This window comes from Nonomuraea sp. NPDC048892, from assembly GCF_040649735.1.
Taxonomy (GTDB): Bacteria; Actinomycetota; Actinomycetes; order Streptosporangiales; family Streptosporangiaceae; genus Nonomuraea; species Nonomuraea maheshkhaliensis.
In genome coordinates, this window is sequence record NZ_JBEZFZ010000004.1 from 819,992 (window position 1) to 846,462 (window position 26,471).

The following is a 26,471-nucleotide window of genomic DNA, read 5'->3' on the forward strand; positions in this document are numbered from 1 at the left end:
TCGGATGTATCTCTTACGCTTGTCCTGGTTTTCTGTCCAGAGTTCGCGTAATTTCTGGGAAACATTGGAGGTCTTGGGATGAGTCGTATCGACGCCCACCACCACGTCTGGGATCTGTCCGCCCGCCCGCACGCCTGGCTGGAGCAGCGCAAGATGGCGCCCGTGCGGCGCACGTTCACCCTCGACGACCTCGCCGGGCCCGCGGCGGCGGCCGGCGTGAGCCGCACCGTGCTGGTGCAGGTGGTGGCCGACGCCGCCGAGACCAGGGAGTTCCTGGCCCTGGCCGCCGGGTCGCCGCTGGTCGCGGGGGTCGTCGGCTGGACCGACCTCACCGCGCCCGACGCCGCCGACGCGCTCGCCGAGCTGACCGCGCTGCCAGGCGGGCTGGTCGGCGTGCGCCACGGCGTGCAGTCCGAGCCCGACCCGGCCTGGCTCAACCGGCCCGACGTTCGCCGCGGGCTGGCCGCCGTGGCCGCGGCCGGGCTCGCCTACGACCTGCTCACGCTGCCGCACCAGTTGCCCGCCGCCATCGACACCGTGACCGCGCTGCCCGAGCTGACGTTCGTGCTCGACCACCTGTCCAAGCCGCCGATCGCCGCCGGCGAGCTGGAGCCGTGGCGCGGCCGGATCGAACAACTGGCCGCCCGGTCCAACGTCTACTGCAAGCTGTCCGGCCTGGTCACCGAGGCCGACTGGACCGGCTGGCAGGTGGCCGACCTGCGGCCGTACGCGGAGGCCGTGCTGGAGGCGTTCGGGCCTGAACGGGTGATGTTCGGCTCCGACTGGCCGGTCTGCCTGCTCGCGGCGGAGTACGGTCAGGTGGCCGCGACCGCCGACGAGCTCTGCGCCGGCCTGTCGGACGCGGAGCGGGCCGAGGTGTTCGCCGGGACGGCGCGCAGGGCGTACCGGCTGGAGGGGTAGACCCCGGCGGGGGCCGTCATCTCATGCGGCCTCCACCCGGAAGGTCGTGTGGTACGTCCGCGACTCCTGCGCGCCGAGCCAGATCATGCTGCCGTCCCGCCTGGCCGCCGCGTCACCCGACACGTGGTGCGTGGACGGCTCCAGCCCGACCGCGTAGTTGCCCGAGCGCAGGTTCAGCCACTCGAAGAAGTACGGGAACTCCTCCGCCCGCCACTCCACGGCCACCCGCATGCCCAGCCGCTCATTGACCACGGCCACGCGGTGCAGGCCGTCGGGGCGGGGGACGAGCGCGTGCTCGTACACCTGCTCCACGAACCCCGGCACGGGCCCGGGGAACGTCAGGTGATCGGCCTTCTGCTCGGCCACGCTGTCGCTCTGCCAGAGCGTCTCGCGGATGTCGGCCTCCAGCCTGGCGCCCTCGTCGAGCAGCGGCCAGCCCAGATTGATGTGATACAGGTACATGTGCGGCGCCGGCTCGAACCCGGCGTTGGTCACCGTGTCGATCAGGCGGATCTCGTTCCCGCCCAAATCGGCCTCGATCCGGCGCACCAGGCGCAGGTTCTCCGCGAAGACCGCCGCCTGGCGCACCTCGCCCTCGGCCCACAGCACGCACCGCTCGCCGTCCCACCGCTCGCCGTAGCCGCTCAGGCGGGCGGGCAGGTTGCCGGCCCGGCCGTGCAGCCCGTGCCGTACGGACTCGCGCGGCGGATACCGGTAGCCGTCGGCCGGCACGTCGCCGCCGAACAGCGTGTGGTCCAGCCCGGCCGTGACGATCAGTCCCGAGAACGAGCGCAGCCACGACAGCCCGTCCTCGTCGTTGTTCTCGTGCAGCCCCGGATGACGGAAGCCGGTGGGGGAGCGCCAGCCGAACGAGCGCCCCGCGTGCTCGGCGGGCCCGATGTCCATGCACCGGTCCACCAGCACGTCGAACGCCAGCCCCGACCCGGTGCGGAACTCCAGCGCCCTGACCCCGCGCTCCACGCCGTCGGCCAGCGTCACCAGCCGGACCCCGCCGGCCGCGCTCAGATCGCCCGTCAGCTCGGCCAGCCGCCTGCGGTCCCGCGTCATGCCATCACCCACCCTCCGTTGACTTCGAGGCACTGGCCGGTGACGAACGAGGCGTCAGGCCCGGTCAGGAACGACACCACGGCCGCCAGCTCCTCGGGAGTGCCGCGCCGCCGCAGCGCCTGCCGTTCCAGGACCATCCGGTTGTACGCCTCCAGGTCCTCGTGGATCTCCTCGGCCGCGGTCGGGAACGCGCCGGGGGAGACGCAGTTGACCCGGATCTCCCTCGGTCCGAGCTCGCGGGCCAGCGCCCTGGTGAAGGCGGCCGCCGCGCCCTTGGTGGAGACGTACGCGGCCAGGTCGGGCCAGCCGCCGTGCATGGTGATCGAGGCGACGTTGACGATCGCCCCGCCGCCCTGGCCGAGCATCTGCCTGGCCGCGTGCTGGGCGCACAGCCAGTAGGCGCGCTGGTTGACCGCGACGACCTCGTCGTACTCCTCCGGCGCCACCTCCAGGAACGGCCGGGCCGGATAGACGGCGGCGTTGTTGACGAGAATGCCGACCGGGCCGAGCCTGGCCGCGGTCTCGGTGAAGGCGGCCTCGATCGCCGCCGGGTCGCGCAGATCGGTCTTCAGGTTGAGTGCGCCGTCGAGGCCGTCCGCGTCGACGTCGAGTGCGGCCACCTGGTGGCCGTCGGCGGCCAGGCGGCGCACGATCGCGCGGCCCAGCGCCCCGGCGGCGCCGGTGACGAGCGCCGTGGTCATCAGATACCTCCGAGGAAACCCCCGCCTTCAGGCGGGGGAGGAATTGGACCCCTGCGGAGCAGGACAGAGGCAGCCGATTCGCCGTCAGGCGAACCGGCGTCAAAACGCCGCGCGACACGGCACGATCCGTTAATCTGTTCGGCGGTGGCGACAACCAAGCCGCCGGACGAACGATCAGGAACACCCTCGCCGCCGGGCTGGCGGAGAGGCAAAACGCCTGTGGAGCTGGTGTAAGACCTCAACGAGAATTTCCTTTCTCGGGCGGGCGACCGGCAGTGAAGCAGGAAGCCTCACGGGCGACCGTGGGAATCCCCCTTCTTTGGGAGGGGGAGGATGTCAAGGGGTCCTCCATTCCTCGTGCAGGGTCTTCAGCAGGTCGCGGGCGGGGGTGCGGGCGAGCAGCCCGTCGCGGATCAGCGCCGACGAGCGCTCCTGCGCCGCGATGTAGCCGGGGAAGCGCGGCCTGATCCAGGCGGCCTCCATGGTGGCGAGCGTGTCGCGGTAGAAGCCGGTGCCGCCTTCGGTCCAGACCGAGCGGGCGGCCGGATGCCCCCCGGCCGACGGGAACAGCTCCGCCTGCACCGGCTCCGACACCAGGCGCAGCAGGTGCGCGCGGATCGCGTCGCGGTTCGCCCCGGAGCCGGCCCCGGAATTCGCACTGAGATTGGCACTGAGATTGGCACTGAGGCGCTGCCGCGAGACCACGAGCCCGGTGCCGCCGAGCACGCTGCCCGGCGGGTGGCCGGGCCAGGCGGGCGCGTCGCCGAAGGCCAGGGGATAGGTGACGTAGCCATACAGAAGCGGGCAGAAGGCCACCCGGCCGGCCGTCATCGCGTCCAGCACGCCGATCGGGTTGAGCAGCGACACCTCGGGGTCCGACAGCGCCAGCAGCTCGGCCATCAGCTCCAGCGCCCGCTCACCGGCCCGCTCGTCGAGGAAGTCCCCCGTACGAGTGGGGCCGCACAGCGCGCAGAACATCAGGAACGCGTGCGGCCCGCCCAGGCACAGCGCCGTCCGCGTGCCGGCGGACAGCTCGGCCACCTCCGGCCACGTGCGCGGCAGCCGCACGCCGGGCCTGGCGGCGGCCACCTGGGTGGCGGCGTCCAGGGGCAGCGCCCACTGGCGGCCGTCCAGCCGGTAGCTCTCGTACGACCGGCCCGCGAACGCCAGCCCGGCCAGCTCGGCCGGTTCGAACAGCTCCTCCATCGGCACCAGCGCGTCCAGTGCCGCGCCCAGTCCGGGATGGTCGATCACCAGCACGTCGTACGTCTCGCACAGCCGCGCGATCGGCTCGGACTCGAACCCCTCCAAGGGCTGCCGGTCCCACTCGATCGGCTCGGGGACGGCCCCGTATGGGTTCGCGCCCGCGTGGTCGAGCCGGGTCAGCTCGTCCAGCGGGGCGTACCCGCGCGGATGGTCCCAGGTCAGTCCTCGCATGCCAGCACGCCCTCCGCCACCAGCTCCTCCGTCCGCCGGGCGGAGTAGCCGAGCTCGCCGAGCAGCTCCCTGGTGTGCTCGCCGACGAGCGGCGCGCCCCTGCGGACCTCGGGCGGGGTGGCGCTGAAGCCGTAGGGGAAGCCGGGGGTGGTGACCGTGCCCTCGGTGCGGTGCTCGTAGGTGACGAACGAGCCGTTGTGCTTGACCTGCGGGTCCTCGACCAGGTCGGCGTAGCCGTAGACCGGGCCCGCCCACAGGTCGTGGCGGGCGCAGATCTCCAGCCACTCCGCCGTCGTGCGCGCGGGCAGGCGCCCCGCCACCAGCGCGGTGATCTCGTCGCGCCTGGTGTGGCCGTCGGCGTCGCCGTCCATCGCGGCCAGCTCCGGCAGGTCCAGCGCCACGGCCAGCCCGTCCAGCCTGGGCATGCCGAGCGCGATGTAGCCGTCCTTGGTGGCGAAGACGCCGTACGGGGCGCGGATGTAGGTGTGGCCGTGCGGCTCGCGCCCGCGCCGCTGCGGCACCCCGCCGACCGTGTAGATCGACAGCTCCTGCATCTGCACGGCGACGGCCGCGTCCAGCATGTTGACGCTCACCCGCTGGCCCTCGCCGGTGCGCTCGCGGTGCAGCAGCGCGGCCAGCGCGCCCTCGAACGCGCTGTAGGCGGTGATGGCGTCGATGGCGTAGGAGCCGGCGGGCGCCGGCGGGTCGCCCTCGCGGCCGGTGTTGAGCATGGCGCCGCTCATGGCCTGCAGCAGCAGGTCCTGGCCGGGGCGCGAGGTGTAGGGGCCGCTCTCGCCGTAGCCGGACATCGAGACGTACACGATCCGCGGATTGAGCCCGCTGATCGTCTCGTGGTCCATGCCGAGCCGCTCGGCCACGCCGGGCCGGTAGTTCTGCAGGAACACGTCCGCCGTGGCGGCCAGCCGGTGCACGATCTCGCGGCCCGCGTCGGCCTTGAGGTTGACGGCCAGGCTGCGCTTGTTGCGGTTGAGCGACAGGAACGAAGCGTTCACCCGCCTGCCGGTGGCGCCGCCGGCGGGGGCGTGCCGCTGCCACTCGCCGCCGACCGGCTCCACCTTGACCACGTCCGCGCCCAGGTCGCCCAGGCGCATCGCGGCCAGCGGGCCCGCCATCGCGATGGACAGGTCCACCACGCGGTATCCGTCGAGCACGCCCATGTCAGCGGCCCTCGAACGCGGGCTCGCGGCGCGCGGCGAAGGCGGCCCTGCCCTCGGCGGCGTCGGCGGTGGCGAAGCAGACGGTCTGCAGGTCGCGCTCGTACTGGATGGCCTGGTCGAGCGGCATCGAGTAGGCGGCCTTGAGGTTGGCCTTGGCCGTCTGGGCGGCGATCGGCGCGCGCCTGGCGATGGTGGCCGCCAGCTCCTTGGCCGCCTTCAGCAGCTCCTCGCGCGGATGCACGTCGGTGACCAGCCCCCATGCGCGGGCTTTGGCGGCGTCGATGGGGTCGCCGGTGAGCAGCATGGTGGCCGCGTTGCTCGGCCCGACCGCGTGCGCCAGCAGCGCCGACTGGCCGCTGCCGCCGATCCAGCCCAGCTTGATCTCCGGTGCGGCGAACGTGGCCGTCTCCGCGGCCAGCCTGATGTCGCAGGCCATGGCCAGCTCCAGGCCGCCGCCGTAGGCGTAGCCGTTGACGGCTGCGACGATGGGCTTGCGCAGGGCGCGGACGGCGTCGCCGTAGTCGCCGCGGTTGCGGAACTCCCAGGCGGTGGCGTAGTCGTCGAGCTCGCGGATGTCGCTGCCCACGCAGAACGAGCGCTCGCCCGCTCCGGTGAGCACCGCTACGCGCAGGCCGGGGTCGGCGTCGATCCGCGACAGGCAGGCGCGCAGCGCGGCGGCCATGTCCGGGGTGACGGCGTTGAGTTTCGCGGGTCGGTTGAGGGTGACGACGGCCACCGGGCCGTCGACGTCGAGGAGGACGTCCAAGGGAGCCCTTTCTTGCGGGTAGTTCCAGCGGCTTGCGGCCGGTTCCCGCGGGTTGTTCCAGCGGCTTCCGGCCGGGCGTTCAGCAGCAGAGGCGTACGTGCTGCTCGGCGTCGGCGCGGGCGACCTCGACCACCGTGCGCATGGCCTCCTCGGCCTCGCTGTGGTGGCGTCGCCCGATGGCCTGGGCCACGCGTTCGTGACCGGGCAGCGTCTCCTTGTTGTGCGCCACCGAGCGGGTGTGCACCTGGCGCACGGACCGCAGGGCGATGCTGATCATGTCGTAGATGTAGAGCAGCAGATCGTTGTCGGCCGCGGCGAAGACCGCCTTGTGGAAGGCCAGGTCGGCCTCGATGAACGGCTCGGGGTCGTCGGCGGTGGCGTACAGCGCCTCCATGGCCGCGTCGATGCGGCGCACGGCCGCGGCGTCGGCCCGCTCGGAGGCCACCCGCGCCGCGCCCGGCTCCAGCGCGACCCGCAGGTCGGCCAGCACCCGGATGTCGCGCGGTGTGGGCTCGGGCTCGAAGCGCCAGCTCAGCACGTCGGCGTCGAGCAGGCTCCAGGACTCGCGCGGGCGCACGATCGTGCCCGCGCTCCTCCTGGTCTCCAGCAGGCCCTTGCCGGCCAGCACCTTCACGCCCTCCCGCACGGCGGAGCGGCCCACGCCGAGCTCGCCGACCAGCTCCTCCTCGATGGGGATGGACGTGCCCGGGGGCAGCGTGCCGCCGACGATGCGGGCGCCGAGGGCCTGGACGACCTGGACGTGCCGGGCCGAGTCCCTCTGGGGATCGTTTGCCACGGCACCGCACGCTATCCCGAGCGGGCTGGAATTCCTAGGCTTTCATCTGATGAAATTGGTACTTCATCAGATGAAGTGACTTTTCGGGATATTGGTAGTACCTTTCCGGCAAGTGGTACGACCAATCGCGCCGAGGTACCCACCATGACCACCGACCCCGCCACCGGCCCTGGCTCCCCGTCTGGAGCCGGCGCCGGTTCCGACGTCGCCGCCGCCGATTTCGCCTCCGGCTCCCTGTCGGATGCGCTCTCCGACGCCCTGTCCGACCTGATCCGCGACCTCGGGGAAGGCGCCAGACTGCCGCCGGAACGGGAGCTGGCCGAGCGGCTGGGCGTCAGCCGCGGCGCGCTGCGCGACCGCCTGCGACTCCTGGAGGGCTTCGGCGTGCTGAGCCGGCGCCAGGGCTCCGGCACCTACGTGCGCCGGCTGGCCCCGCAAGGGCTCGAATTCGCCCTCGACCTGGCCCTGTCGGCCAGCCACCTCAGCATCGAGTCCCTCCACTCCGTACGGGTGGCGCTGGAACGCCAGGCCGCCAGGGAGGCCGCGCGCAAGGGAGACCCGGTCGCGATCGGCCACGTCGGCAAGGCCCTGGCCGACATGGAGGCCGCCGCCACCGCCGAGGACATCGACCGGGCCGACTTCGCCTTCCACCAGGCGCTGCTGCACGCCACCGGCAACGCCGCCCTGACCTTCTTCGCCGACGCGATGACCGGCGTGCTGTTCCGCGCCGTACGCCAGCGCCGCGACCGGCTCAAGACCCACCCGCGCGACAAGGAGCTCTCGCTGGCCGCCCACCGGCCCCTGTACGAGGCGCTGCTGGCCGGCGACGAGGACGCCGCCGGGCAGGCCAGCGACGACCACTTCCAGGTCTGGCACGACCTGTTCACCCAACCCGAGATGCAACGGCCATGACGACGGGCCCGCGCCAGACGGGGCCGGACGACAGGGCCGGACGACGGGGCCGGACGACAGGGGCGGACGACGCGGCCGGGACACACCCTTGACGGAGGCGCGGCCCTTGAGGACGCCACCAGGACACACCCCTCACGGAGACAGACCATGACGACAACCCTGGGACTCATCCACACCTCGGCCACGCTCGTGCCGGTGTTCGCCGAGTTGTGCGCGAAACACCTGCCGGGCGTCGAGACGTTCAACATCGTCGACGACAGCCTGATCAAGAACACCGTGGCCGCCGGCCACCTCACGCCGAGCACCGCGCGCCGGGTCGCCGGCCACATCGGCTCGGCCGAGGAAGCCGGGGCCGATCACATCCTGGTCACCTGCTCCTCCATCGGCGCGGCCGTGGAGGCGTCCGAGCCGCTGACCGGCGTGCCGGTGACCCGGGTGGACCGCCCGATGGCCGACAGGGCCGTGGCGCTCGGCCGCCGCATCGGCGTGTGCGCCACTCTCCCCACCACCCTCGACCCCACCGCCGATCTGGTACGCAGGCGCGCCGCGGCGGCCGGCGCCGAGATCGAGCTGACCGCCAGGCTGTGCGAGGGCGCCTTCGAGGCCCTCATGAGCGGTGACGCCGCCACCCACGACGCCCGCGTGGGCGCCGCGCTGGCCGAGCTGAGCGGGCAGGTGGACGTGATCGTGCTGGCCCAGGCGTCGATGGCGCGGGTCGCCGGGGCCGTCGAGTCACCGGTGCCCATCCTGGCCAGCCCTCCGCTGGCCATGGAACACCTGGCGAAGGAGCTGCATGCGTGAGATGACGGTGGCCACGTACCGAGTGGTCACCCGCCTGCCGCTGGAGCAGGCGGTCAGCGCCATCGCGGGCGAGCAGAGCACCGGCACGTTCGTCAGCGTCGCGGGCGAGACCGACGAGCTGCGCGCCCGCCACAGCGCCGTGGTGCTCGGCATGACGGAGATCCCCGCGCCGATCGGGGAGGCCCTGCCCGGCACGCGTGGGTCGGGGCCGCTGCACGCCGCCCTCGTCCGGATCGGCTTCCCGCTGGACAACACCGGGCCGTCGCTGACGAACCTGTTCCCGGTGGTCGCGGGCAACCTGTACGAACTGCGCGAGCTGGCCGGGCTCAAGCTGGTCGACCTGGAGCTGCCGGAGGCGTTCGGGCGGGCGTACCTGCCGGCCGCGTACGCCGTCGAAGGCACCCGACGGCTGACCGGGCGGCCGGAGGGCGTGCTCATCGGCACCATCGTCAAGCCCAACGTCGGCCTGCGCCCGTCCGACTACGTGGACCTGGTGCTGGAGCTGGGCCTGGCCGGGGCCGACTTCATCAAGGACGACGAGGTCAACGCCGACTGCCCGCCCGCCCCGCTCGCCCAGCGCGTCAGGGCCGTGACGGGGGCGCTGGACGAGGTGGAGCGGCGTACGGGGCGGCGGCCGATGTACGCCTTCAACATCAGCGACGAACCCGACCGGATGCTGCGCCACCACGACATGGTGGTGGCCGCCGGCGGAACCTGCGTCATGGTCAACCTCAACGTGGTCGGCTTCCCGGCCGTGGCCATGCTGCGGCGGCACGCCAGGGTGCCGATCCACGCCCACGTCACCGGCATCGGGGCGCTGGCCCGGCATCCGGGGCTCGGGATCGGGCCGGCGGCGTACCAGAAGCTGGCCCGCCTGACCGGCGTCGACCACCTGCACTGCGGCGGGTTCCACAGCAAGTTCTACGTGAGCGACGACGAGGTGGCGGCCATGGTCGGGGCGGTGCGCGCGCCGCTGCTCGGCGGCTTCCCGTGCCTGCCGGTGCTGTCGTCGGCGCAGTGGGCGGGAACGGCGCCGGTCACACGGGAACGTACGGGGACCGACGACCTGCTGGTGCTGGCGGGCGGGGGAGTGCTCGGCCACCCGGACGGACCTGCGGCCGGCATCACCAGCATCCGCAAGGCCTGGACCGCCATCGCCGCGGGGGTGCCGCTGACGGAGGTCGACTCGCCGGAACTGTCCAGAGCCCTCGAACACTTCGGCGGCGTGGTGACGAGATGAAACCGGTGTCATGACGTTGATCGCTTTCGTGGCTGACGACTTCACCGGGGCGACCGACGCGTTGTGGCAATTCAGGCGGTTCGGGCTGAGCGGGTCGCTGGTCACGGACGTGGCTCACCTGCACGATCGGGACGACGTCATCGGCGTCGCCACCACCGCCCGCGCGTCGGCCGACCCGGTCGCGGTCGCGCTCCCGGCGCTCAGGGCGGTGGCGGCGCTCGGGCCGCTGGCCGTCCAGTACAAGATCTGCTCCACGTTCGACTCCTCGCCCGCGCACGGGAGCATCGGCGCGGTCATCGCGGCCCTGCACCGGGAAGGGCTGGCCCGGCGCGCGGTGCCGGTGCTGGCGGCGCAGCCGGAGTTCGGGCGCTACACGGTGTACGGCAACCACTTCGTCCAGGCCGGGGACGAGGTCGTCCGCCTCGACCGGCATCCGCCCGCCCGCGACCACCCCGTCACCCCCGCGACCGAGGCCGACCTGCGGGTACGTCTGGAGGAGCAGGGCGCGGGGCGCACCGGCCTGCTGCCGGCGGGGGCGTCGGAGGAGGCGTACCGGGCGCGGAGCCGGGACGCCGCCTTCATCGCGGACGCCTCGACCGAGCAGCACCTCCGCGCCCTCGGCCGCCTGCTCCTCGCCGACACCGCACCGGGGGACGTGCTGTTCTGCGCCGGCTCAGGAGGACTGAGCTACGCCCTCGCCTCAGCTCTAACCCCCCACCCCACCCAGTCACCGGCCCAGTCACCGGCCCACCCACCGGCCCACCCACCGGCACCGCCAGAAGCCGGGCCGGGGTCGAAGGCCATGCCGGAGGCAGAGGCCGAGCCGGGGTCAGTGGTGATGGCGGGGTTGGAGGCCGGGCCGGGGCCGGAGGCGATGGCAAGCCCAACAGAGGGGCCGGTGGCGAGGCCAACAGCGAAGGCGGGAGCGACGGCGAAGGCGGGGGCGGTGCTGGTCGTGTCCGGGAGCCGGTCGCCGGTCACCGTCCGGCAGATCGGCGCGGCGGAGCGGGCCGGTTGGACGGTGGTGGACGTCTCCGCAGGCCAGGACGCGATCGTCCAAGCCGAGGAGAGCCTGCGTGCCGGGTGTCACACGATCGTGCAATCCACCAGGAGCCCGGCGCGCGATCCGGCCGGGATCGGTGAGCTGCTCGGCCGGGTGGCCGCCGCGTCGGTGCGGGCCGGGGTGGTGCGGCGGCTGGTGGTGGCCGGTGGCGACACTTCTGGTCAGGTCGTCGCGGCGCTCGGGGCGCGAGCCCTCGACGTCATCGGCGCGCTCACGGTCGGAGGTCCGGTGTGCGTGCTGGCCGCCGATGATCCGGCGTTCGACGGGCTGGAGGTGGCGCTCAAGGGCGGCCAGGTGGGGGACGACGACTACTTCCTGCGAGCCGCGACGTGCCACCGGCCGCCGGTCGTGACGTCTCCCCGGCCCGCGACGTCTCCCCTGCCTGCGACGTGACCTGCCCACCCCTGCCCCTGGCGGCGGTTCGCTTGTAGCCGGGGCGGGGACCGTACACCCGGGGCGGTATGGCCGGGGAGGGGCGTGCACCACGGGAGACGCAGGCAGGGACACGCCTCGGGTGGGATGTCCGGGGCGGCCCCGACCGGCAGCGTGAAGGCATGATGTTTCCGGATTTGCAGGGCAAGGTAGCGCTGGTCACCGGTGGTTCGGGTGGCATCGGGCGCGAGACCGTACGGGTGCTGGCCGCTCAGGGCATGCGTGTCGCCGTCAACGGCCGTGACCCCGCCGCCATCGAGGCCACCGTGAACGAGGTCCCGGACGGCCGGGCCATCGGGGTGCCGGCCGACACCACCGACCAGGCCGCGGTCGAGTCGATGCGCGAGCAGGTCGAGCGGCGTCTGGGCCCGGTGGACGTGCTGGCGGTCTTCGCGGGCGGCGGCACAGGCCGGCCGCGGCCGATCGACGAGACGAGCGCGGCGGACTGGCACGCCACCGTGGACGCCAACCTCACCTCCACGTTCCTCGTCATCAGGACCTTCCTGCCGAGCATGAGAGAGCGTGGACAGGGCTCGATCATCACCATGTCGTCCCTGGCCGCCCGCACCCCCACCCCCGCCTCGGTGGCGTACACGGCGGCCAAGGCCGGGGTGATCGCGCTGACCAGGCAGCTGGCGTACGAGCTGGGCCCGGCCGGTGTGCGGGTCAACAACGTCGCGCCCTCGACGATCATGACGGAGCGCCTGGAGGGGCGGATGCCGCCGGAGTTCGCCGAGCGCATGCTGGCCGAGCACCCGCTCGGACGGCTCGGCCGGCCGCTGGACGTGGCCAACGTGACGGCCTTCCTCGCCTCGGACGCCTCCTCCTGGCTGACCGGCCTGACGATCGACGTGGCCGGCGGCAAGTGGATGCCATGACGGACAGGACACCGCCTGCGGGCGGGAGAGCCGGGGCGGCGTTTGACGGCGCGCACTCACCCCTCAGCGAATATGGTGTGGATCACGCCGGTTCGTCCTCATTCGTGTACGGATCCTGTGACACAGGGCATCTGCGAGACGTCCGAAAGGGGATCTGGTAGGCGATATTTCCGCAGGTCGAGGCCAGGAAGTGAACTCGTCTGACAGGGCTCGTCGATCTTTTGTGAGTGACCTGACCGTTATATGGCTCCGTTTCTGCCTGTTATCCCTTTTCTTATATTGTTCGCGTTGATCGCCATCCCGCTGACATGTGAATTTCACGACGTGGGACGGGTTTACGTTGAGGGGGCGCTGCTCCGCCTGTGAGTTCGCGCCCTCGATCAGCGCGAACGGAGAGTAATGGGCAAGTACCTGCTCCGCAGGTTGGCAATAAATGTGATCTTGGTAGCCATCGCGGCAAGCCTCGCGTACATGCTCGCGGCGACGACCATGAACCCGCGAGCCGCGTACGAGGGCCGGCAGCCGCCGGTGCCCGAGGCGGTCATCGACGCCACACTTGACGCCTACAACCTGAACGACAAGACCCCCGTGCTCGTGCGCTACGGCACCTGGGCCAAGGGGGTCGTCACCGGGGACTTCGGCAAGACCTGGAACGGCGGCTCGGTCAACGGCGAGATGGGCCGGCGCATCATGGTCAGCCTGCGCCTCCTGCTGATCGGCACGGTCCTGGGGTTCGCCCTGGGGGTGGTGCTGGGGGCGGTCTCCGCGGTGAAGCAGTACAAGTTCAGCGACCGGTTAATCGGGGTCAGCTCTTTCGTGATCATGGCCATCCCGGTGTTCGTGCTGGCGACCCTGCTGGCGATCGCCACGTACAACCTGAACAGAGGGCTGGGGTTCACGCTGATCGAGTACACCGGCGAGTACAACCCGCGGCTGTCCGGCTGGGACCAGTTCGTCAACCGGCTCAACCACCTGATCCTCCCGACGATCTCGCTCAGCCTCGGCTCGATCGCCTTCTACAGCCGGATCCAGCGCAACATGATGCTGGACGTGCTGGGCCAGGACTTCGTCCGCACGGCCATGGCCAAGGGGCTGCGGCGGCGGACGGCGCTGACGAAGCACGCGCTGCGCACCGCGCTGATCCCGTCGGCCACCTACTTCGCCTTCGCGTTCGGGACGATGTTCACGGGAGCCACGTTCACCGAGAAGATCTTCGCCTGGCACGGCATGGGCGCCTGGCTGGTCGACTCGATCAACCAGAACGACGTCAACTCCGTCGCCGCGGTCACCTTCTTCGCCGCGGTCTGCATCCTGTTCGCCTCCTTCCTGTCGGACCTGCTGGTCGCGGCGCTCGATCCTCGGGTCCGGGTGAGCTGACATGCGTTCGAAAGTCGTCCTCAGGCGCCTGCTGCGCAACAACCAGGCCCGGTACGGGTTCGTCGCCCTGGTCCTGCTGGTCGGGCTGGCCTACGTCGGGCCGTACTTCGGCGCGTACGAGTGGACCGAGAAGGACTTCATGTCCTTCCTGTCGCCACCGGGCGGTGACCACTGGTGGGGCACCACCTCGATCGGCCAGGACATGTACGCGGTCACGCTGCGCGGCATGCAGAAGTCCATCATCATCGGCCTGCTGGTGGCGCTGATCTCGACCGGCCTGGCGGCCATCGTCGGCGCGTTCGCCGGATATTTCGGCGGATGGGTGGACCGGGTGCTCATGTGGGGTGTGGACCTGCTGCTGGTCCTGCCGAGCTTCCTGGTCATCGCGATCATCTCGCCGAGACTGCGCGAGGGCACCTGGCTCTGGTTCGTGGCGCTGCTCGCCGCGTTCTCCTGGATGATCACCTCCAGGGTCGTGCGCAGCATGACGCTCTCGCTCCGCGAGCGGGAGTACGTCCTGGCCGCCGTCTACATGGGCATCCCCCGCTGGAAGATCATCTTCCGGCACATCGTGCCCAACCTGTCCTCTCTGCTCATCATCGACGCGACGCTCAACGTCAGCGGCGCGATCATCGGTGAGGCCGCGCTGTCCTTCTTCGGGTTCGGCATCCAGCCGCCCGACGTCTCGCTGGGCACGCTGATCGCGACCGGCTCCGGCAACGCCACCGGCTATCCGTGGCTGTTCGCCTTCCCCGCCGGCCTGCTGGTCGCCCTGGTGCTCAGCGTGAACCTGATCGGCGACGGCCTGCGCGACGCACTCGACCCGGGGAGCAACACGTGAGCATTCTGGAGGTCAAGGACCTCACCGTCACCTTCCCCGGCGGCATCGAAGCCGTGCGCGGCGTCAGCTACGAGGTCGAGCGCGGCGAGGTGCTCGGCATCGTCGGCGAGTCCGGTTCGGGCAAGTCGGTGACCTCGCTGGCCGTGATGGGCCTGCTGCCGAAGAACGCCGTGGTGGACGGCTCGGTCACCCTGCACGGGCAGGAACTGCTCGGCATGAAGGAAGACGACCTGGTCAAGGTGCGCGGCAAGGCGATCAGCATGATCTTCCAGGATCCGCTGTCGGCCTTCACGCCCGTCTTCACCATCGGCGACCAGATCGCCGAGGCCGTCCGCATCCACCAGAAGATGGGCAAGGACAAGGCCGCCAAGCGGGCCGTCGAACTGCTCGACCTGGTCGGCATCCCCAACCCGAGCCTGCGGGCCAAGGCGTTCCCGCACGAGTTCTCCGGTGGCATGCGGCAGCGCGCGATGATCGCCATGGCCATCGCCAACGACCCCGACCTGCTGATCTGCGACGAGCCGACCACCGCGCTCGACGTCACCATCCAGGCCCAGGTGCTGGAGGTGCTCAAGACCGCGCAGCAGGAGACGGGCGCGGGCATCGTGATGATCACCCACGACCTGGGCGTCATCGCCGGCATGGCCGACCGGGTGCTCGTCATGTACGCGGGGCGCCCGGTCGAGCAGGGGCCCGTCGAGGACATCTACTACCGGCCGCGGATGCCGTACACGATGGGGTTGCTCGCCTCGATCCCCAGGGTCGACGGCGAGGAGGGGCCGCTGGTGCCCATCGACGGCAATCCGCCGTCGCCGGCGGCGCTGCCGCCCGGCTGCCCGTTCGCGCCGCGCTGCCCGATGAAGGTGGACATGTGCGACGACGAGGAGCCGCCGCTGACGGCCTTCGGCGGCGGGCGGCACGTGGCCTGCATCCGCGCGCACGAGATCGAGCACAAGAACCTGACCGGAGCCGACGTGTTCCCGGTGCCGGTCATCCCGCCGAGCGACGTGGTCCGCGTGCCGCGCGCCGAGCGGCCGACCGTGCTGGAGCTCGATCAGCTGATCAGGCACTACCCGCTGATGAAGGGCGCGGTCTTCAAGCGCCGCGTCGGCACGGTGTACGCCGTCGACGGCATCAGCCTCGACATCGCCCAGGGCGAGACGCTGGCCCTGGTCGGGGAGTCCGGCTGCGGCAAGACCACCACGCTGCAGCAGATCATGCAGCTCCAGCCGCCGCAGGGCGGCCGGGTGGTCGTGCTCGGCAAGAACAGCGCCGAACTGGACAAGGCGGCGCGCAAGGCGCTCCGCGGCGACCTGCAGATCGTCTTCCAGGACCCGATGGCCGCGCTCGACCCGCGCATGCCGATCGGCGACATCATCGCCGAGCCGCTGCGCGCGCACGGCGTCAAGGAGGACGTGGCGGGCAAGGTCGCCGAGCTGCTGCGGCTCGTCGGGCTGGCGCCTGAGCACGCGGAACGTTATCCGCAGCAGTTCTCCGGCGGCCAGCGCCAGCGCATCGGCATCGCCCGCGCGCTCGCGCTGGAGCCGAAGCTGCTGGTGCTGGACGAGCCGGTCTCGGCACTCGACGTGTCCATCCAGGCAGGCGTGATCAACCTGCTGGAGGAGCTGAAGAACAGGCTGGGCCTGTCCTACCTGTTCGTGGCGCACGACCTGGCGGTGGTACGGCATCTCGCCGACCGCGTGGCGGTCATGTACCTGGGCCGGATCGCCGAGATCGGGGCGGTCAAGAACGTCTACGACCGTCCGGCGCACCCCTACACGCAGGCGCTACTGTCGGCGATCCCGCTGCCCGACCCCGAGATGGAACGCACCCGCAAGCGGATCCTGCTCGAAGGTGACCTGCCCAGCCCGGCGGATCCGCCGTCGGGATGCAGGTTCCGCACCAGATGCCCCAAGTTCGCCCGGCTGAGCGAGGCCGAGCAGCAGCGGTGTGTGGACGAAGAGCCCTCGGTTGCCCGGCTGACGAGTGCCGTGGACCACGGTGCCGCCTGCCATTACGCGGAGGAGATCGAGGTCATCACGGCCTCGGAAAATCAGGAGGAAGAGTGAAGGTTCATTACCGTGCGGCCGCTGGGCTGGCGGTCCTGGCCATGGCCGTCGCGGCCTGTGGCGGTGGCGGCGGCACCGAGAACAAGCAGCCGAACGCCGAGCAGTCCAAGCAGGCTCAGCAGCAGATGACGGAGACCCCGATCATCAGCATCAACTCCGTCCCGTACGCGCAGGTCAAGGACGGCGGCACGCTCACCCTGGCGATCGGGCAGTGGCCCACGCAGTGGAACGGCAACCACGTCGACGGCAACCAGGCCGACACGGCGACGATGCTGGACCCGATCATGCCGCAGCTGATGATGGCGGACGAGAACGCCACGTTCACCCCGAACAAGGACTACGTCACCGACGTCAAGAACGACATGTCCTCGGGCAAGCAGGTCATCACCTACACGATCAACGACAAGGCCAAGTGGTCGGACGGCACGCCGATCACCTGGAAGGACCTTGAGGCGGCGTGGAAGGCGAACAACGGCGAGAACAAGAAGTTCAAGCCGGCCTCCACCGACGGGTGGGACAAGATCGAGTCCGTCGCCAAGGGTGACACGGACAAGGTCGCGGTCATCACCTTCAAGAAGCCGTACTCGGAGTGGCAGGGCCTGTTCAACCGCGGCACCTCGCACCTCTTCCCGGCCGAGCACATCGACACGCCGGAGAAGTACGAGAAGGACTACCTGCAGAAGCTCCCGGTCACGGCCGGTCCGTTCAAGGTGGAGTCCCTCGACGAGGGCACCAAGACGCTCACCCTGGTGCGCGACGAGAACTGGTGGGGCCAGAAGGCCAAGCTCGACAAGCTGATCTACCGGGCCATCCCCGACCCGGCCGCCGAGGTGAACGCCTTCGCCAACGGCGAGCTTGACGCCGCGGAGATCGCCGCCGGCGCCCCGGCCGACCTGAAGCGGGCCAAGGAGGTGCCGGGCGCCGAGATCCGCAAGGCTCTCAGCCCGAACTGGCGCCACATCACGGTGAACAACCAGAGCGAGTTCCTGAAGGAGAAGGAAGTTCGCCAGGCTGTTCAGTACGCGATCAACCGTGACGTGATCACGCAGTCGGACCTGAAGGACATGGAGTGGCCGCTGCAGACGCTCGGCAACCACGTCTTCATGAACAACCACAAGGGCTACGTCGACAACTCCGGCGACCTTGGCAAGTACAACCTGGACAAGGCCAAGCAGTTGCTCGACACGGCCGGCTGGAAGCAGGAGGGCGAGTACCGCAAGAAGGACGGCAAGGAGCTCGCGCTCACCTTCGTCATCCCGACGGCGACGCCCGTCTCGCAGACGGAGGGTGAGCTCACCCAGGCCATGCTCAAGGAGGCCGGGATCAAGGTCACGATCCGCCCGGTCCCCGTGGACAAGTTCTTCAACGACTTCATCATCAAGGGCGACTTCGATCTGGTGCCGTTCTCCTGGATCGGCACGCCGCTGCCGCTGGGCTCGCTGCCGCAGATCTACAAGACCGGCTCGGAGAGCAACTTCCCCAAGATGAGCGACCCCGAGGTCGACGCCGCCATCCAGGCGGCCGTGGACGAGATGGACCCGGCCGCGGCGATCACGAAGGCCAACGAGGCCGACAAGCTGATCTGGGACCGGGTGCACACCATCCCGCTGTACCAGCGGCCTGAGATCTTCGCGACGAAGAAGACGGTGGCGAACTGGGGCGCCCGCGGTTACAAGTACTACGACTGGACGGCCGTCGGCTTCACCGGCTGACGTTCCACCCGGCAGTGACACCAGGGACCCCCGGCCGCTCCGGCCGGGGGTCTTTCGTCTATTTCGCGAACTCCTGGATCGTCATCGGCGGCCGGCCGCCGTGCCGTTCGATGCTTTCTGTGACGCGGTAGAGCGGGTGGTCGCCGGCGCCGATGAAGCGGAAGAGCGCCCACAGGTGGGTCAGGTGCTCGACGGTGACCGCGTCGCCGTACACGTCCGCCGCCCACGCCTCCCACTCCTCGGGCGGAACGTTCTCGTACGTCACCCCGAGCGCGTCCGCCGCCTCACCGGCCGTCGCCAGCTGTCCCGTCACCAGGCACACCGGGTCGGCGGGGGCCTGATCGAGCAGCAGCCCCGCGCCGACCCTGGCCACGTCCTCGGCCGCGACCAGCGGGATCCACGTGTCCGCAGGGCCGAGGGGGAGCGCCAGCCGGCCCGCCGCGGCGGCCACGACGGCGAGGTTCTCGAAGAACACCGCCGCCCTCAGGTGCACCGCGCCCACCCCGGCCCAGTCGAAGACCTGCTCCGACACCCAGTGGCGGCGCATCCTGGGCGTGCCCGCCTGGGGGGAGGCGTCGAGCTGGGAAACCTCGACGACGCGCTCGACCCCCTCCTCCCTGGCCGCCGCCGCGAACGCGCCGGTGGCCTCCAGCAGGCCCGCCGTCACCGGGTAGGTGAAGAACGCCCGCCTGATCCCGCGCATGGCAGGGCGTACCGACGAGATCTCGCACAGATCGCCGACCACCACCTCGGCGCCGAGCTCGCGCAGCTCCCGTGCCCGGTGATCGTCGGTGCGCACGAAGGCGCGCACGGCCTCGCCGCGGCGCAGCAGCAGGTCCACGACGTGCCGCCCGGTCGAACCCTGCGGCCCGCCGGCCGCTCCCGTGACCAGGATCATCGCCGCTCCCCAAGGGTCAGGGTGAGCAGGCCGAGGCGTTCCAGGTCGCGCAGGAACGGCTCGGCGGGGAACGCCTCGGCCGGGGCGTACACACCCGGCTCGCCGGGGCCCAGGCCGTCGGCCAGCCGGACGGCGGCCTCGACCGAGGTCAGGGCGCTCATGCGCCACAGGTCCCGCCCGCGCGCCTGCCCGGCCCGGCCGCCGCCCTTGGTGATCACCTGCACGGCGACCGTGAACTCGGAGCCCGCCCGGGTGGCCGCGTCGGCGTCTTCGCTGGTGAACGCCTGCTCCTCCTCGAACGTCGCCGCCGTGAGCTGCGCCTCCACCCGTGCCGTCCGTACGTGCCTGGGCACGGTGACGACCTCGGAGAACGGTACGGGGGCGATCATCGTGCGTGGCCCCAGCGGCGGCGGGAACGGGAAGACGGCGTTGCGCGGCTCGACGTACCCGACCCGCTGGACCCCGTCGGCGAACGTGATCCGCTGCGTGTCGGCGAACAGCAGCTCGGCGGTCGCCTTGGCGCCCCTGGTCAGCCGCCAGCCGCTCACCGCGTACGCGGTCACCACCCGCTCGATCCCGGCCGTCCCTGCGGCCACGGCCCCGGCCAGCAGGTCGCCCAGCCCGCCGTAGAAGCTCATCGCCGTGACCATGGTGACGCCCGCCGCCCGCGCCGGCTCCGTCATGGTGTCGAACATCCACTTCGTGTGGTGCTGCTCCAGGGCGTGGTCCACGTAGTGGCAGCCGGCCTCGGCGGCGGCCGTGGCGACTGGCTTGCCGGTGTGCGTGAACGGGCCCGCGCAGTGGATCAGCACCGCCGCCCGGCCGGCCAGCTCGCGTAAGGCGGCGGGGTCGTCGAGCGCGGCCTGGTGCACGGGCGCCCCGCCGAGCTCGTCGGACAGGGCCTTGAGCGCGCCGCTGTCGCGGCCGGCCAGGATGACGTCCCGGCCTCGGGCGCGCAGGTCGGCCGCCACAAGGCGCCCGGTGTGGCCGGTGGCGCCGTAGACGGCGATGTGCGGTGATGACATGGCTACAACTCCTCGGTTTTACGTCACTATGTTCGGAAATTTCCCACCGAGTCAATGAGAATCCGAATAAATGAGCGAGAAACCGGGAGGGCGGCCGAGCCGCTGTCAGGGCCCGGCCGCCCCGGGTGATGCCGGTCAGCCGTGGGAGTCGGGCACCGAGCCCTTGAGGGTGATCCCGCAGGAAGGTCCGTTCGGGCCGTCGAAGCGGACGGAGTCCCAGAAGTCGCGGAAGTCGATGTAGAAGTTGCCCTTGCCGCGCGGGCTGGTCACCGCCGTGCAGCCGCCGTAGGCGGCCTCGGAGTAGAGGTGGATCCAGGAGCCCGTACGGTTCCAGTCGGACTTGCCCCGGTCGGCCATGCCGAGCGCGGCCAGGTCGGGCGTGTTGCCCTGGATCTGGATGATGTCCCCGGTGCCGTCGAGGCCGGAGAACATGCAGTAGTAGCCCTCCTGGCATCGGTCGTACCCGTCGGCGGCCTGGGCCGGCCCAGTCAGCGCCACTGTCACGGCCGTTGTCATGGCCGCGACAGCCAGCGGTAACGCCAGAATCTGAAACTTCTTGCCCACAGTTCCTCCATGGCCGAAACTTTCTTTCGGCTCGAACATACAACGCGCGATCTTGTCAGGAAAGGGGTTGACTTACGCCGCCGCGCCGAGCGACACCTCGACCGAGCCGCGCGTGCCCCAGCGGTTGACCCGCCGGCAGGTCAGCAGCGCGTAGACGTACATCGGGCGCAGCACCAGCGACCGCCAGACGGAGGCCAGCGGGGCCAGCGCGAACGCCAGCAGCCGCGCGCCCGCGCTCTCGTCCGAGCGGCGCACGGTGAACAGCCGCAGCGCCATCAGGTAGTTCATCGCCACCCCGACCTGCGCCGCCGCCAGGGCCAGCTCTCCCAGCCGCCCCCGGTACGCCGGGTCGGCGACCAGCACGACCGGGACGGCCAGGGCGAGCAGCAGGTGCAGGTACTCCGCGACCGTGGTCCAGAAGACCGTCCCGGTCAGCGGCTGGTACCGCAGCCACCACAGGTGCCGCACGGCGGTGCCGCGCATCCAGCGCAGCTGCTGCTTGGCGTAGTGGCCGAACCGCTCGGGCGCCAGCGTGAACACCATCGACGACGGCTGGTGCACCGTGTGCCCGGACAGCGAGGCGTAGAAGGTGAGCAGGGAGTCGTCGTTCATCTGCATCGGCCGCCCGCGGAAGCTCTCGTTCTCGTACGCGCCGGCGCAGGCGCGGACGACGTCCGCCCGGTAGAAGGCCAGCGCGCCCGAGTTCATCGTCACCCGGCGCAGCACCGACTGGGCGCTGCGCAGGCCGCTGGTGAAGGGCAGGTACAGCACGCCGGTCAGCCGGGTGAGCAGGCCGGCGGTGCGGTTCAGCACCAGCACGTGCCCGGCCACCGAGCGCACCCGCGGATCGGCGAACGGGGCCAGGCCCTCCCTGACGGCGTGCCGGTCGAGCACGGAGTCGCTGTCGAGGGTGAGGAAGACGTCGCCGTCGTCCTCGGCCAGCACGTGCATCTGGGCGAAGCGCTTGCCCCGGTTGCCGGTACGGTCCCAGGTCGTCTCGATGCCGCGGAGCATGGCCTCGCACTCGAAGTCGCGGCGTACGTCGTCGTAGCGGACGGGTTCGCCGGCGAGCGCCGACCCGTCGTCCACCACCCGCACCCGGTTCACCGGTCGGCTCTGTGTCAGCACCGAGCGCAGGCACGCGCGCAGCGCCTCCGGGTCCTCGTTGTAGACGGGGATCTGCACGGTCACCCGCAGGGCGTCGATCCGCTCCCGCGCGCCGGGCGGGACCTTGACCGGCCGCTCCAGCCAGGACAGCGGCAGCCACCACAACAGCAGGAACGCGGTGAGCCAGACGATGGGCAGGTGGCCGGCCGCTCCTGTCAGGGTGGCCAGCTGGGTGACGGCCCAGGCCGAGCAGGCCGCGACCGCGAGCGCGCCGAGGACGAGGAGCCTTCCCGATCCGGCGTAGCGGGCGGTGAGCTTCCTGGGTGCGACCATGTCCTGGCCCTTTCGTTGGTCCTGCCCGTTTCGTCAGCGGGACATCGGGCCCCGGCCGCGCCGGAAGCCGGCGCGTACCAGGAAGGCCCCGGCCAGCACGAGTGACAGGCAGACGGCGACCAGCCAGGGGTGCCCGCCCGCGAGCGCGGCCACGGCCACGCCGCCGCCGAAGCCGGCCAGAGATCCGTACGCCATGCGCCACTCCTTCTCCGCGCTGATCTCCGCGCTGATCTCCGCGCTGATCTCCGCGCTGACCTTCGCGCTGATCGAGCTGACGCTGCGGACCTAGCCGGGGGCGGGTTCCGGTAACCCCATGGCCGCTTAAAGGCCCGTGCAACAGCTCGCCGCGGAAGGGGCGCGCGGCCGGGTCAAGGGGCGGTGAAAGTTTCACCGGCTCCCGGCCCGTTTCCGCCGGTGCCGGTCACCGCGCCGGGCGGTGCGGCGGGCCGGGCCGGGAAACTCGGGCAGGGGAGCTTACAGTGCCCCTGGGACCGCCCCTTCGAGCCGGTTGGAGCAGCCTGCGATGAGCAAACCGAGCAGCAGATGGACGAGGGTGGCGGCGGTGCTCACGCTCGTCGCGGCCGGCCTGGTCATGCCGCCGGCGACGGCTACGGCCGCCTTCCCACCATCGGCCAGGGCGATCTCCCCGTCACCGGCCGGGGCGGTCTCCCCGTCACCGGCGACGGCCAGGGCGGCCTTCCCCTACCAGGACCCCGCCCTCTCGGTGCCCGCCCGGGTGGCCGACCTCATGTCCCGGATGTCGTTGGACGACAAGCTCGGCCAGATGACCCAGGCCGAGCGCGGTTCGGCCGGTGCCGCCGACGTCACCGCGTACCGGCTGGGCTCGGTGTTGTCGGGCGGCGGCTCCGCGCCGGCGGTCAACACGGCGGCCGGCTGGGCGGACATGTACGACAGCTACCAGAACGCCGCCTTGGCGACGCCGCTCGGCATCCCGCTCGTCTACGGCGTGGACGCCGTGCACGGTCACAACAACGTGGCCGGGGCCACGATCTTCCCGCACAACATCGGCCTCGGCGCCACCCGTGACCCCGGCCTGGCCGAGCGGATCGGGCGGGCGGTGGCCGAGGAGGTGTCCGGCACCGGGATCGACTGGAACTTCGCGCCCTGCCCGTGCGTGGCTCGCGACGACCGGTGGGGGCGTACGTACGAGTCGTTCGGCGAGACCCCCGACCTGCCCGCGTCGATGGCCTCCATCGTGACCGGACTGCAGGGCGAGAGGCTGGACGGGCCCGCCTCCGTCATGGCCACCGCCAAGCACTACGTCGGCGACGGCGGCACCACCGGCGGCGCCGACCAGGGCGACACCCGGCTGTCCGAGGCCGACCTGCGGGCCGTGCACCTGCCGCCGTTCGCCGCCGCCGTACGGCGCGGGGTCGGCTCGGTGATGATCTCGTTCAGCCGATGGAACGGCGTCAAGCTGCACGGACACCGCTACCTGATCACCACGGTGCTCAAGGAGGAGCTGGGCTTCGGCGGGTTCGTGGTCTCCGACTGGAACGGCATCGACCAGATCGACGGCGTCCCCGGCACCTCCGCGCTCGACGTGCGCACCGCCGTCAACGCCGGCATCGACATGGTGATGGTGCCGGTCGAATGGCGCAGGTTCATCGACCTGCTGCGCGCCGAGGTGCAGGCCGGACGTGTCACCACGGAACGGGTGGACGACGCGGTACGGCGCGTGCTGACCAAGAAGTTCGAGCTCGGCCTGTTCGAAAAGCCTCTCACCGACCGCTCGTACACGGCGAGCGTGGGCAGCGCCGCGCACCGGGCCCTGGCCCGCGAGGCCGTGGCCAGGTCGCAGGTCGTGCTGAAGAACGCCGGCGGCGTGCTGCCCCTCGCCAGGACCGGCGGCAAGATCTTCGTGGCGGGCAAGAACGCGGACGACATCGGCAACCAGAGCGGCGGCTGGACGATCACCTGGCAGGGGTCGTCCGGCGCCATCACCCCCGGCACCACGATCCTGCAAGGCATCAGGAACACCGTCGGGTCCGCCGCCACCGTCACCTACAGCAGGGACGGCAGCGGCATCGACGGCTCCTACCGGGTGGCCGTCGCCGTCGTCGGCGAGACCCCGTACGCCGAGACCAAGGGTGACCGGCCCGGCGGGCTCGGCCTGGACGCCGCCGACCTGAACACCATCGCCACCCTGCGCGCCTCGGGCGTGCCCGTCGTCGTGGTGCTCGTCTCCGGCCGCCCCCTCGACATCGCCGCCGAGCTGCCCGGCTGGAACGCCGCCGTGGCCGCCTGGCTGCCGGGCACCGAGGGGCAGGGCGTGGCCGACGTGCTCTTCGGGCTCGTCCCGCCGACCGGGCGGCTGCCGATGACGTGGATGCGCGCCTCGTCCCAGCAGCCGATCAACGCGGGGGACGGCAAGGCGCCGCTGTTCGCGCAGGGGCACGGGCTCACGTAGGTCACCGGTCGGTGTGGATCCTGCCGAACTCGACCAGCGGCGTCCCACCGGCGAAGTTGCCGTCGACCTCGGCCCGCTCGGCGGCGCTGGGGTTGGCGTTGGTGCAGCTCACGGGCGCGCTGGAGCCCGACATCAGGTCGGTGCAGCGCCCGGTCCGCCGGTCGGGCAGGCCCAGGATGTGGCCGATCTCGTGGGTGGCGATCCGCAGCGGGTAGTAGCCCTGGTCGACGGCCTGCCGGCCCATCCAGATCGTGCCGCGTCCCAGGCTGGTGGGCAGGGCCCTGGGCCAGCCGTTGTCGGCGAGCACGACGAAGTGCGCGGGCGTGCCTCTGACCAGCCGGACGTTGGCGACACTGGAGTTCCACACCTGCGCGGCCTGGTCCACGGTGGCGCTGAACTCGGCGGCCCGGCCGGCGTCGTACCTGAGCACCGTGACCAGCGCGGTGGCCTGCGCGGGCGCGGTGACCAGCAGGAACGCCAGGGACAGCAGGGCGCTGAGCATGAGGCGGAGCGGTCGTGACACGGATCCTCCTGGGGGAGTGGGGGGTGCTGTGAACGGTATGCGCGCTCCGTCCTCCCGAAGAGCTGTCAGATTGCCCCTATCACGGTGATATGGCGCACTGGCGACACCGTGGCTTGCGGAACTGTCAGTGGCCGCGTGCAGACTCGATGCATGCAGAACGAGGAGCCCGAGCCGCTCGAGTTCGGCGAGATCGCTCTCACCGGCTGGAACGCCCACACCGACAAGATGGCCGAGGTCGGCTTCCTGACCATCGCGGGCAGGCTCCCTTCGCTCGTCGGCCAGGCGCTGCGGATGGCCTGGGCCGCGAGCCCGCGCGACACGCTGGCCACGGTCGCGCTCAACCTGCTCGGCGGCGTGTTCACCGCGTTCGGCCTGCTGGCCACCACGGGGGTGCTGACGGCGCTGTTCAGCGAGGGCCCGACCCCCGACCGCGTCGTGGCCGCGCTGCCCAGCCTGGCGCTGGTGGCGGGAGCGGCGGTGCTGCGCACGGCGACGCAGGCGGGCGCGGGCTGGGCGCAGTCCCGCCTCACCCCGCAGATCACCCGCCACACCGAGGAGCGCCTCTACGGCCTGACCAGCCAGGTGGAGCTGGTCGCCTACGACGACCCCGACTTCCACGACGCGCTCGAACGCGCGGGCAGCCGTGGCGTGTCCGTGGCCGACCCGGTGGTGGGCTCGGCCGTCGGCGTGGTCACCGCGGGCGTCGGCATCGCGGCGGCGGCCGGTGTGCTGGGCGTGCTGCACCCGGTGCTGCTGCCGCTCCTGCTGCTGGCCGTGCTGCCCGACGCCTGGGCCGCCGTGCGCAGCGCGCGGATGCGTTACTCGACGATGTACTCCCTGATCCCCGCCCGCCGCCGCAAGTGGATCCTCGCGGGCCTGCTCGCCGAGCGCGAAAACGCGGCCGAGGTGCGCGCGTTCACGATGCGCGGCTTCCTGCTGCGCGTCTACGACACCGTCGCCCGCGCGGAGCAGGAGGTCATGCTGCGCCTGGCCCGGCGGCAGATGACGGCCAGGCTGGTGGGCGAGGCGCTCGGCGGTCTAGGCACGGGCCTGGTCTACGTCGCGCTCGGCGTGCTGCTGACCGTCGGGGCGATCCCGCTGGCCGTGGCAGGCACCGCCGTACTCGCCATCCGCTCGGGCCAGTCGTCGCTGCTCAGCCTCATGTACGCCACCAACCGCCTCTACGAGCAGGGCCTCTACTTCACCGACTTCCTCGACTTCTGCGCCGACGCCGAGAGACGGTTGACGGGCCCCAGGCCGTTGCCCGTCCCCGACTCCTTCGAGCGCATCACGGCCGAGGACGTCACCTTCACCTACCCGGGAGCCGAGTCCCCGGCGCTCAGTGGTGTCTCGGTCGAGATCAAGCAGGGCGAGGTGATCGCGTTCGTGGGTGAGAAC

Annotated in this window: 24 protein-coding genes; 12 read left to right on the forward strand and 12 right to left on the reverse strand. The window is 71.4% G+C overall.

From position 1 onward, the window contains the following. Positions 1-78: 78 nt before the first annotated feature. Positions 79-921 carry an amidohydrolase family protein gene (locus AB0C28_RS17375; protein ID WP_358075449.1) on the forward strand — a complete coding sequence of 281 codons (843 nt, stop codon included), beginning with the start codon at positions 79-81 and terminating at the stop codon, positions 919-921. A 21-nt stretch (positions 922-942) separates the two neighbouring features. On the opposite strand, the gene AB0C28_RS17380 is transcribed toward AB0C28_RS17375, so the two are convergent. The 6 genes from AB0C28_RS17380 to AB0C28_RS17405 form a co-directional block, all read right to left on the reverse strand. Further along, positions 943-1,989 carry an aldose 1-epimerase family protein gene (locus AB0C28_RS17380; protein WP_357836153.1) on the reverse strand — a complete coding sequence of 349 codons (1,047 nt, stop codon included), beginning with the start codon at positions 1,987-1,989 and terminating at the stop codon, positions 943-945. After that, positions 1,986-2,690 (reverse strand): SDR family oxidoreductase, encoded by a 705-nt coding sequence (locus tag AB0C28_RS17385; RefSeq protein ID WP_357836150.1) that lies wholly within the window; start codon positions 2,688-2,690, stop codon positions 1,986-1,988. Before AB0C28_RS17385 ends, AB0C28_RS17380 begins: the two co-directional genes overlap by 4 nt. A gap of 336 nt (positions 2,691-3,026) precedes the next feature. Further along, on the reverse strand, positions 3,027-4,127 hold the full coding sequence (locus AB0C28_RS17390; RefSeq protein WP_358075452.1) for a hypothetical protein: 1,101 nt from the start codon (positions 4,125-4,127) through the stop codon (positions 3,027-3,029). Continuing rightward, entirely contained in the window at positions 4,115-5,305 is a 1,191-nt protein-coding gene (locus AB0C28_RS17395; RefSeq protein ID WP_358075455.1) for a CoA transferase, read from the reverse strand. Before AB0C28_RS17395 ends, AB0C28_RS17390 begins: the two co-directional genes overlap by 13 nt. Before the next feature lies 1 nt (position 5,306). Beyond that, on the reverse strand, positions 5,307-6,071 hold the full coding sequence (locus AB0C28_RS17400; protein ID WP_358075458.1) for an enoyl-CoA hydratase/isomerase family protein: 765 nt from the start codon (positions 6,069-6,071) through the stop codon (positions 5,307-5,309). Between the two features lie 79 nt (positions 6,072-6,150). Beyond that, the gene (locus AB0C28_RS17405; RefSeq protein ID WP_358075461.1) at positions 6,151-6,867 is read right to left on the reverse strand and encodes a FadR/GntR family transcriptional regulator; all 717 of its coding nucleotides are present in this window, start codon (positions 6,865-6,867) and stop codon (positions 6,151-6,153) included. A gap of 144 nt (positions 6,868-7,011) precedes the next feature. Between AB0C28_RS17405 and AB0C28_RS17410 the strand changes: the two genes are divergently transcribed. From AB0C28_RS17410 to AB0C28_RS17450, 9 genes are all read left to right on the forward strand, one after another. Then, a complete protein-coding gene (locus tag AB0C28_RS17410) occupies positions 7,012-7,779 on the forward strand; it encodes a FadR/GntR family transcriptional regulator (RefSeq protein ID WP_357836135.1) in 768 nt (255 codons plus the stop codon). Between the two features lie 147 nt (positions 7,780-7,926). Further along, on the forward strand, positions 7,927-8,580 hold the full coding sequence (locus AB0C28_RS17415; RefSeq protein ID WP_357836132.1) for an aspartate/glutamate racemase family protein: 654 nt from the start codon (positions 7,927-7,929) through the stop codon (positions 8,578-8,580). Next, on the forward strand, positions 8,573-9,820 hold the full coding sequence (locus AB0C28_RS17420) for a RuBisCO large subunit C-terminal-like domain-containing protein (RefSeq protein WP_358075464.1): 1,248 nt from the start codon (positions 8,573-8,575) through the stop codon (positions 9,818-9,820). Before AB0C28_RS17415 ends, AB0C28_RS17420 begins: the two co-directional genes overlap by 8 nt. Before the next feature lie 10 nt (positions 9,821-9,830). Then, positions 9,831-11,276 carry a four-carbon acid sugar kinase family protein gene (locus tag AB0C28_RS17425; RefSeq protein WP_358075467.1) on the forward strand — a complete coding sequence of 482 codons (1,446 nt, stop codon included), beginning with the start codon at positions 9,831-9,833 and terminating at the stop codon, positions 11,274-11,276. A gap of 161 nt (positions 11,277-11,437) precedes the next feature. Beyond that, positions 11,438-12,193 carry an SDR family NAD(P)-dependent oxidoreductase gene (locus tag AB0C28_RS17430; protein ID WP_358075470.1) on the forward strand — a complete coding sequence of 252 codons (756 nt, stop codon included), beginning with the start codon at positions 11,438-11,440 and terminating at the stop codon, positions 12,191-12,193. Between the two features lie 399 nt (positions 12,194-12,592). Beyond that, positions 12,593-13,570: an ABC transporter permease gene (locus tag AB0C28_RS17435; protein WP_357836121.1), complete on the forward strand. Its 978-nt coding sequence runs from the start codon at positions 12,593-12,595 to the stop codon at positions 13,568-13,570. Position 13,571: 1 nt separating this feature from the next. Then, the gene (locus tag AB0C28_RS17440; protein WP_357836118.1) at positions 13,572-14,411 is read left to right on the forward strand and encodes an ABC transporter permease; all 840 of its coding nucleotides are present in this window, start codon (positions 13,572-13,574) and stop codon (positions 14,409-14,411) included. Next, a complete protein-coding gene (locus AB0C28_RS17445; RefSeq protein WP_358075473.1) occupies positions 14,408-16,480 on the forward strand; it encodes an ABC transporter ATP-binding protein in 2,073 nt (690 codons plus the stop codon). Before AB0C28_RS17440 ends, AB0C28_RS17445 begins: the two co-directional genes overlap by 4 nt. Next, the gene (locus AB0C28_RS17450; RefSeq protein ID WP_357836112.1) at positions 16,477-18,192 is read left to right on the forward strand and encodes an ABC transporter family substrate-binding protein; all 1,716 of its coding nucleotides are present in this window, start codon (positions 16,477-16,479) and stop codon (positions 18,190-18,192) included. Before AB0C28_RS17445 ends, AB0C28_RS17450 begins: the two co-directional genes overlap by 4 nt. Positions 18,193-18,250: 58 nt before the next feature. Here AB0C28_RS17450 and AB0C28_RS17455 read toward each other — a convergent pair whose 3' ends face one another. The 5 genes from AB0C28_RS17455 to AB0C28_RS17475 form a co-directional block, all read right to left on the reverse strand. Next, positions 18,251-19,090: an NAD(P)H-binding protein gene (locus AB0C28_RS17455; RefSeq protein WP_357836109.1), complete on the reverse strand. Its 840-nt coding sequence runs from the start codon at positions 19,088-19,090 to the stop codon at positions 18,251-18,253. Further along, the gene (locus tag AB0C28_RS17460; RefSeq protein ID WP_358075476.1) at positions 19,087-20,115 is read right to left on the reverse strand and encodes a saccharopine dehydrogenase NADP-binding domain-containing protein; all 1,029 of its coding nucleotides are present in this window, start codon (positions 20,113-20,115) and stop codon (positions 19,087-19,089) included. The genes AB0C28_RS17455 and AB0C28_RS17460 overlap by 4 nt, the downstream gene beginning before the upstream one ends. Before the next feature lie 135 nt (positions 20,116-20,250). Further along, positions 20,251-20,619, reverse strand: coding sequence for a peptidase inhibitor family I36 protein (locus AB0C28_RS17465; protein ID WP_357836103.1), 369 nt, complete (start codon positions 20,617-20,619; stop codon positions 20,251-20,253). 132 nt (positions 20,620-20,751) lie between these two features. Further along, the gene (locus AB0C28_RS17470; protein ID WP_358075479.1) at positions 20,752-22,119 is read right to left on the reverse strand and encodes a glycosyltransferase family 2 protein; all 1,368 of its coding nucleotides are present in this window, start codon (positions 22,117-22,119) and stop codon (positions 20,752-20,754) included. Between the two features lie 33 nt (positions 22,120-22,152). Then, entirely contained in the window at positions 22,153-22,314 is a 162-nt protein-coding gene (locus AB0C28_RS17475; RefSeq protein ID WP_357836098.1) for a hypothetical protein, read from the reverse strand. A gap of 328 nt (positions 22,315-22,642) precedes the next feature. Here AB0C28_RS17475 and AB0C28_RS17480 point away from each other — a divergent pair, with 328 nt between their 5' ends. Further along, entirely contained in the window at positions 22,643-24,550 is a 1,908-nt protein-coding gene (locus AB0C28_RS17480; RefSeq protein WP_358075481.1) for a glycoside hydrolase family 3 protein, read from the forward strand. A gap of 1 nt (position 24,551) precedes the next feature. Here the strand turns inward: AB0C28_RS17480 and AB0C28_RS17485 are convergent, their stop codons facing one another. Beyond that, positions 24,552-25,073 carry a snapalysin family zinc-dependent metalloprotease gene (locus AB0C28_RS17485; protein ID WP_357836092.1) on the reverse strand — a complete coding sequence of 174 codons (522 nt, stop codon included), beginning with the start codon at positions 25,071-25,073 and terminating at the stop codon, positions 24,552-24,554. Positions 25,074-25,223: 150 nt separating this feature from the next. Here AB0C28_RS17485 and AB0C28_RS17490 point away from each other — a divergent pair. After that, positions 25,224-26,471: ABC transporter ATP-binding protein (locus AB0C28_RS17490; RefSeq protein WP_358075484.1), on the forward strand; the 1,248-nt coding region annotated here is incomplete at its 3' end.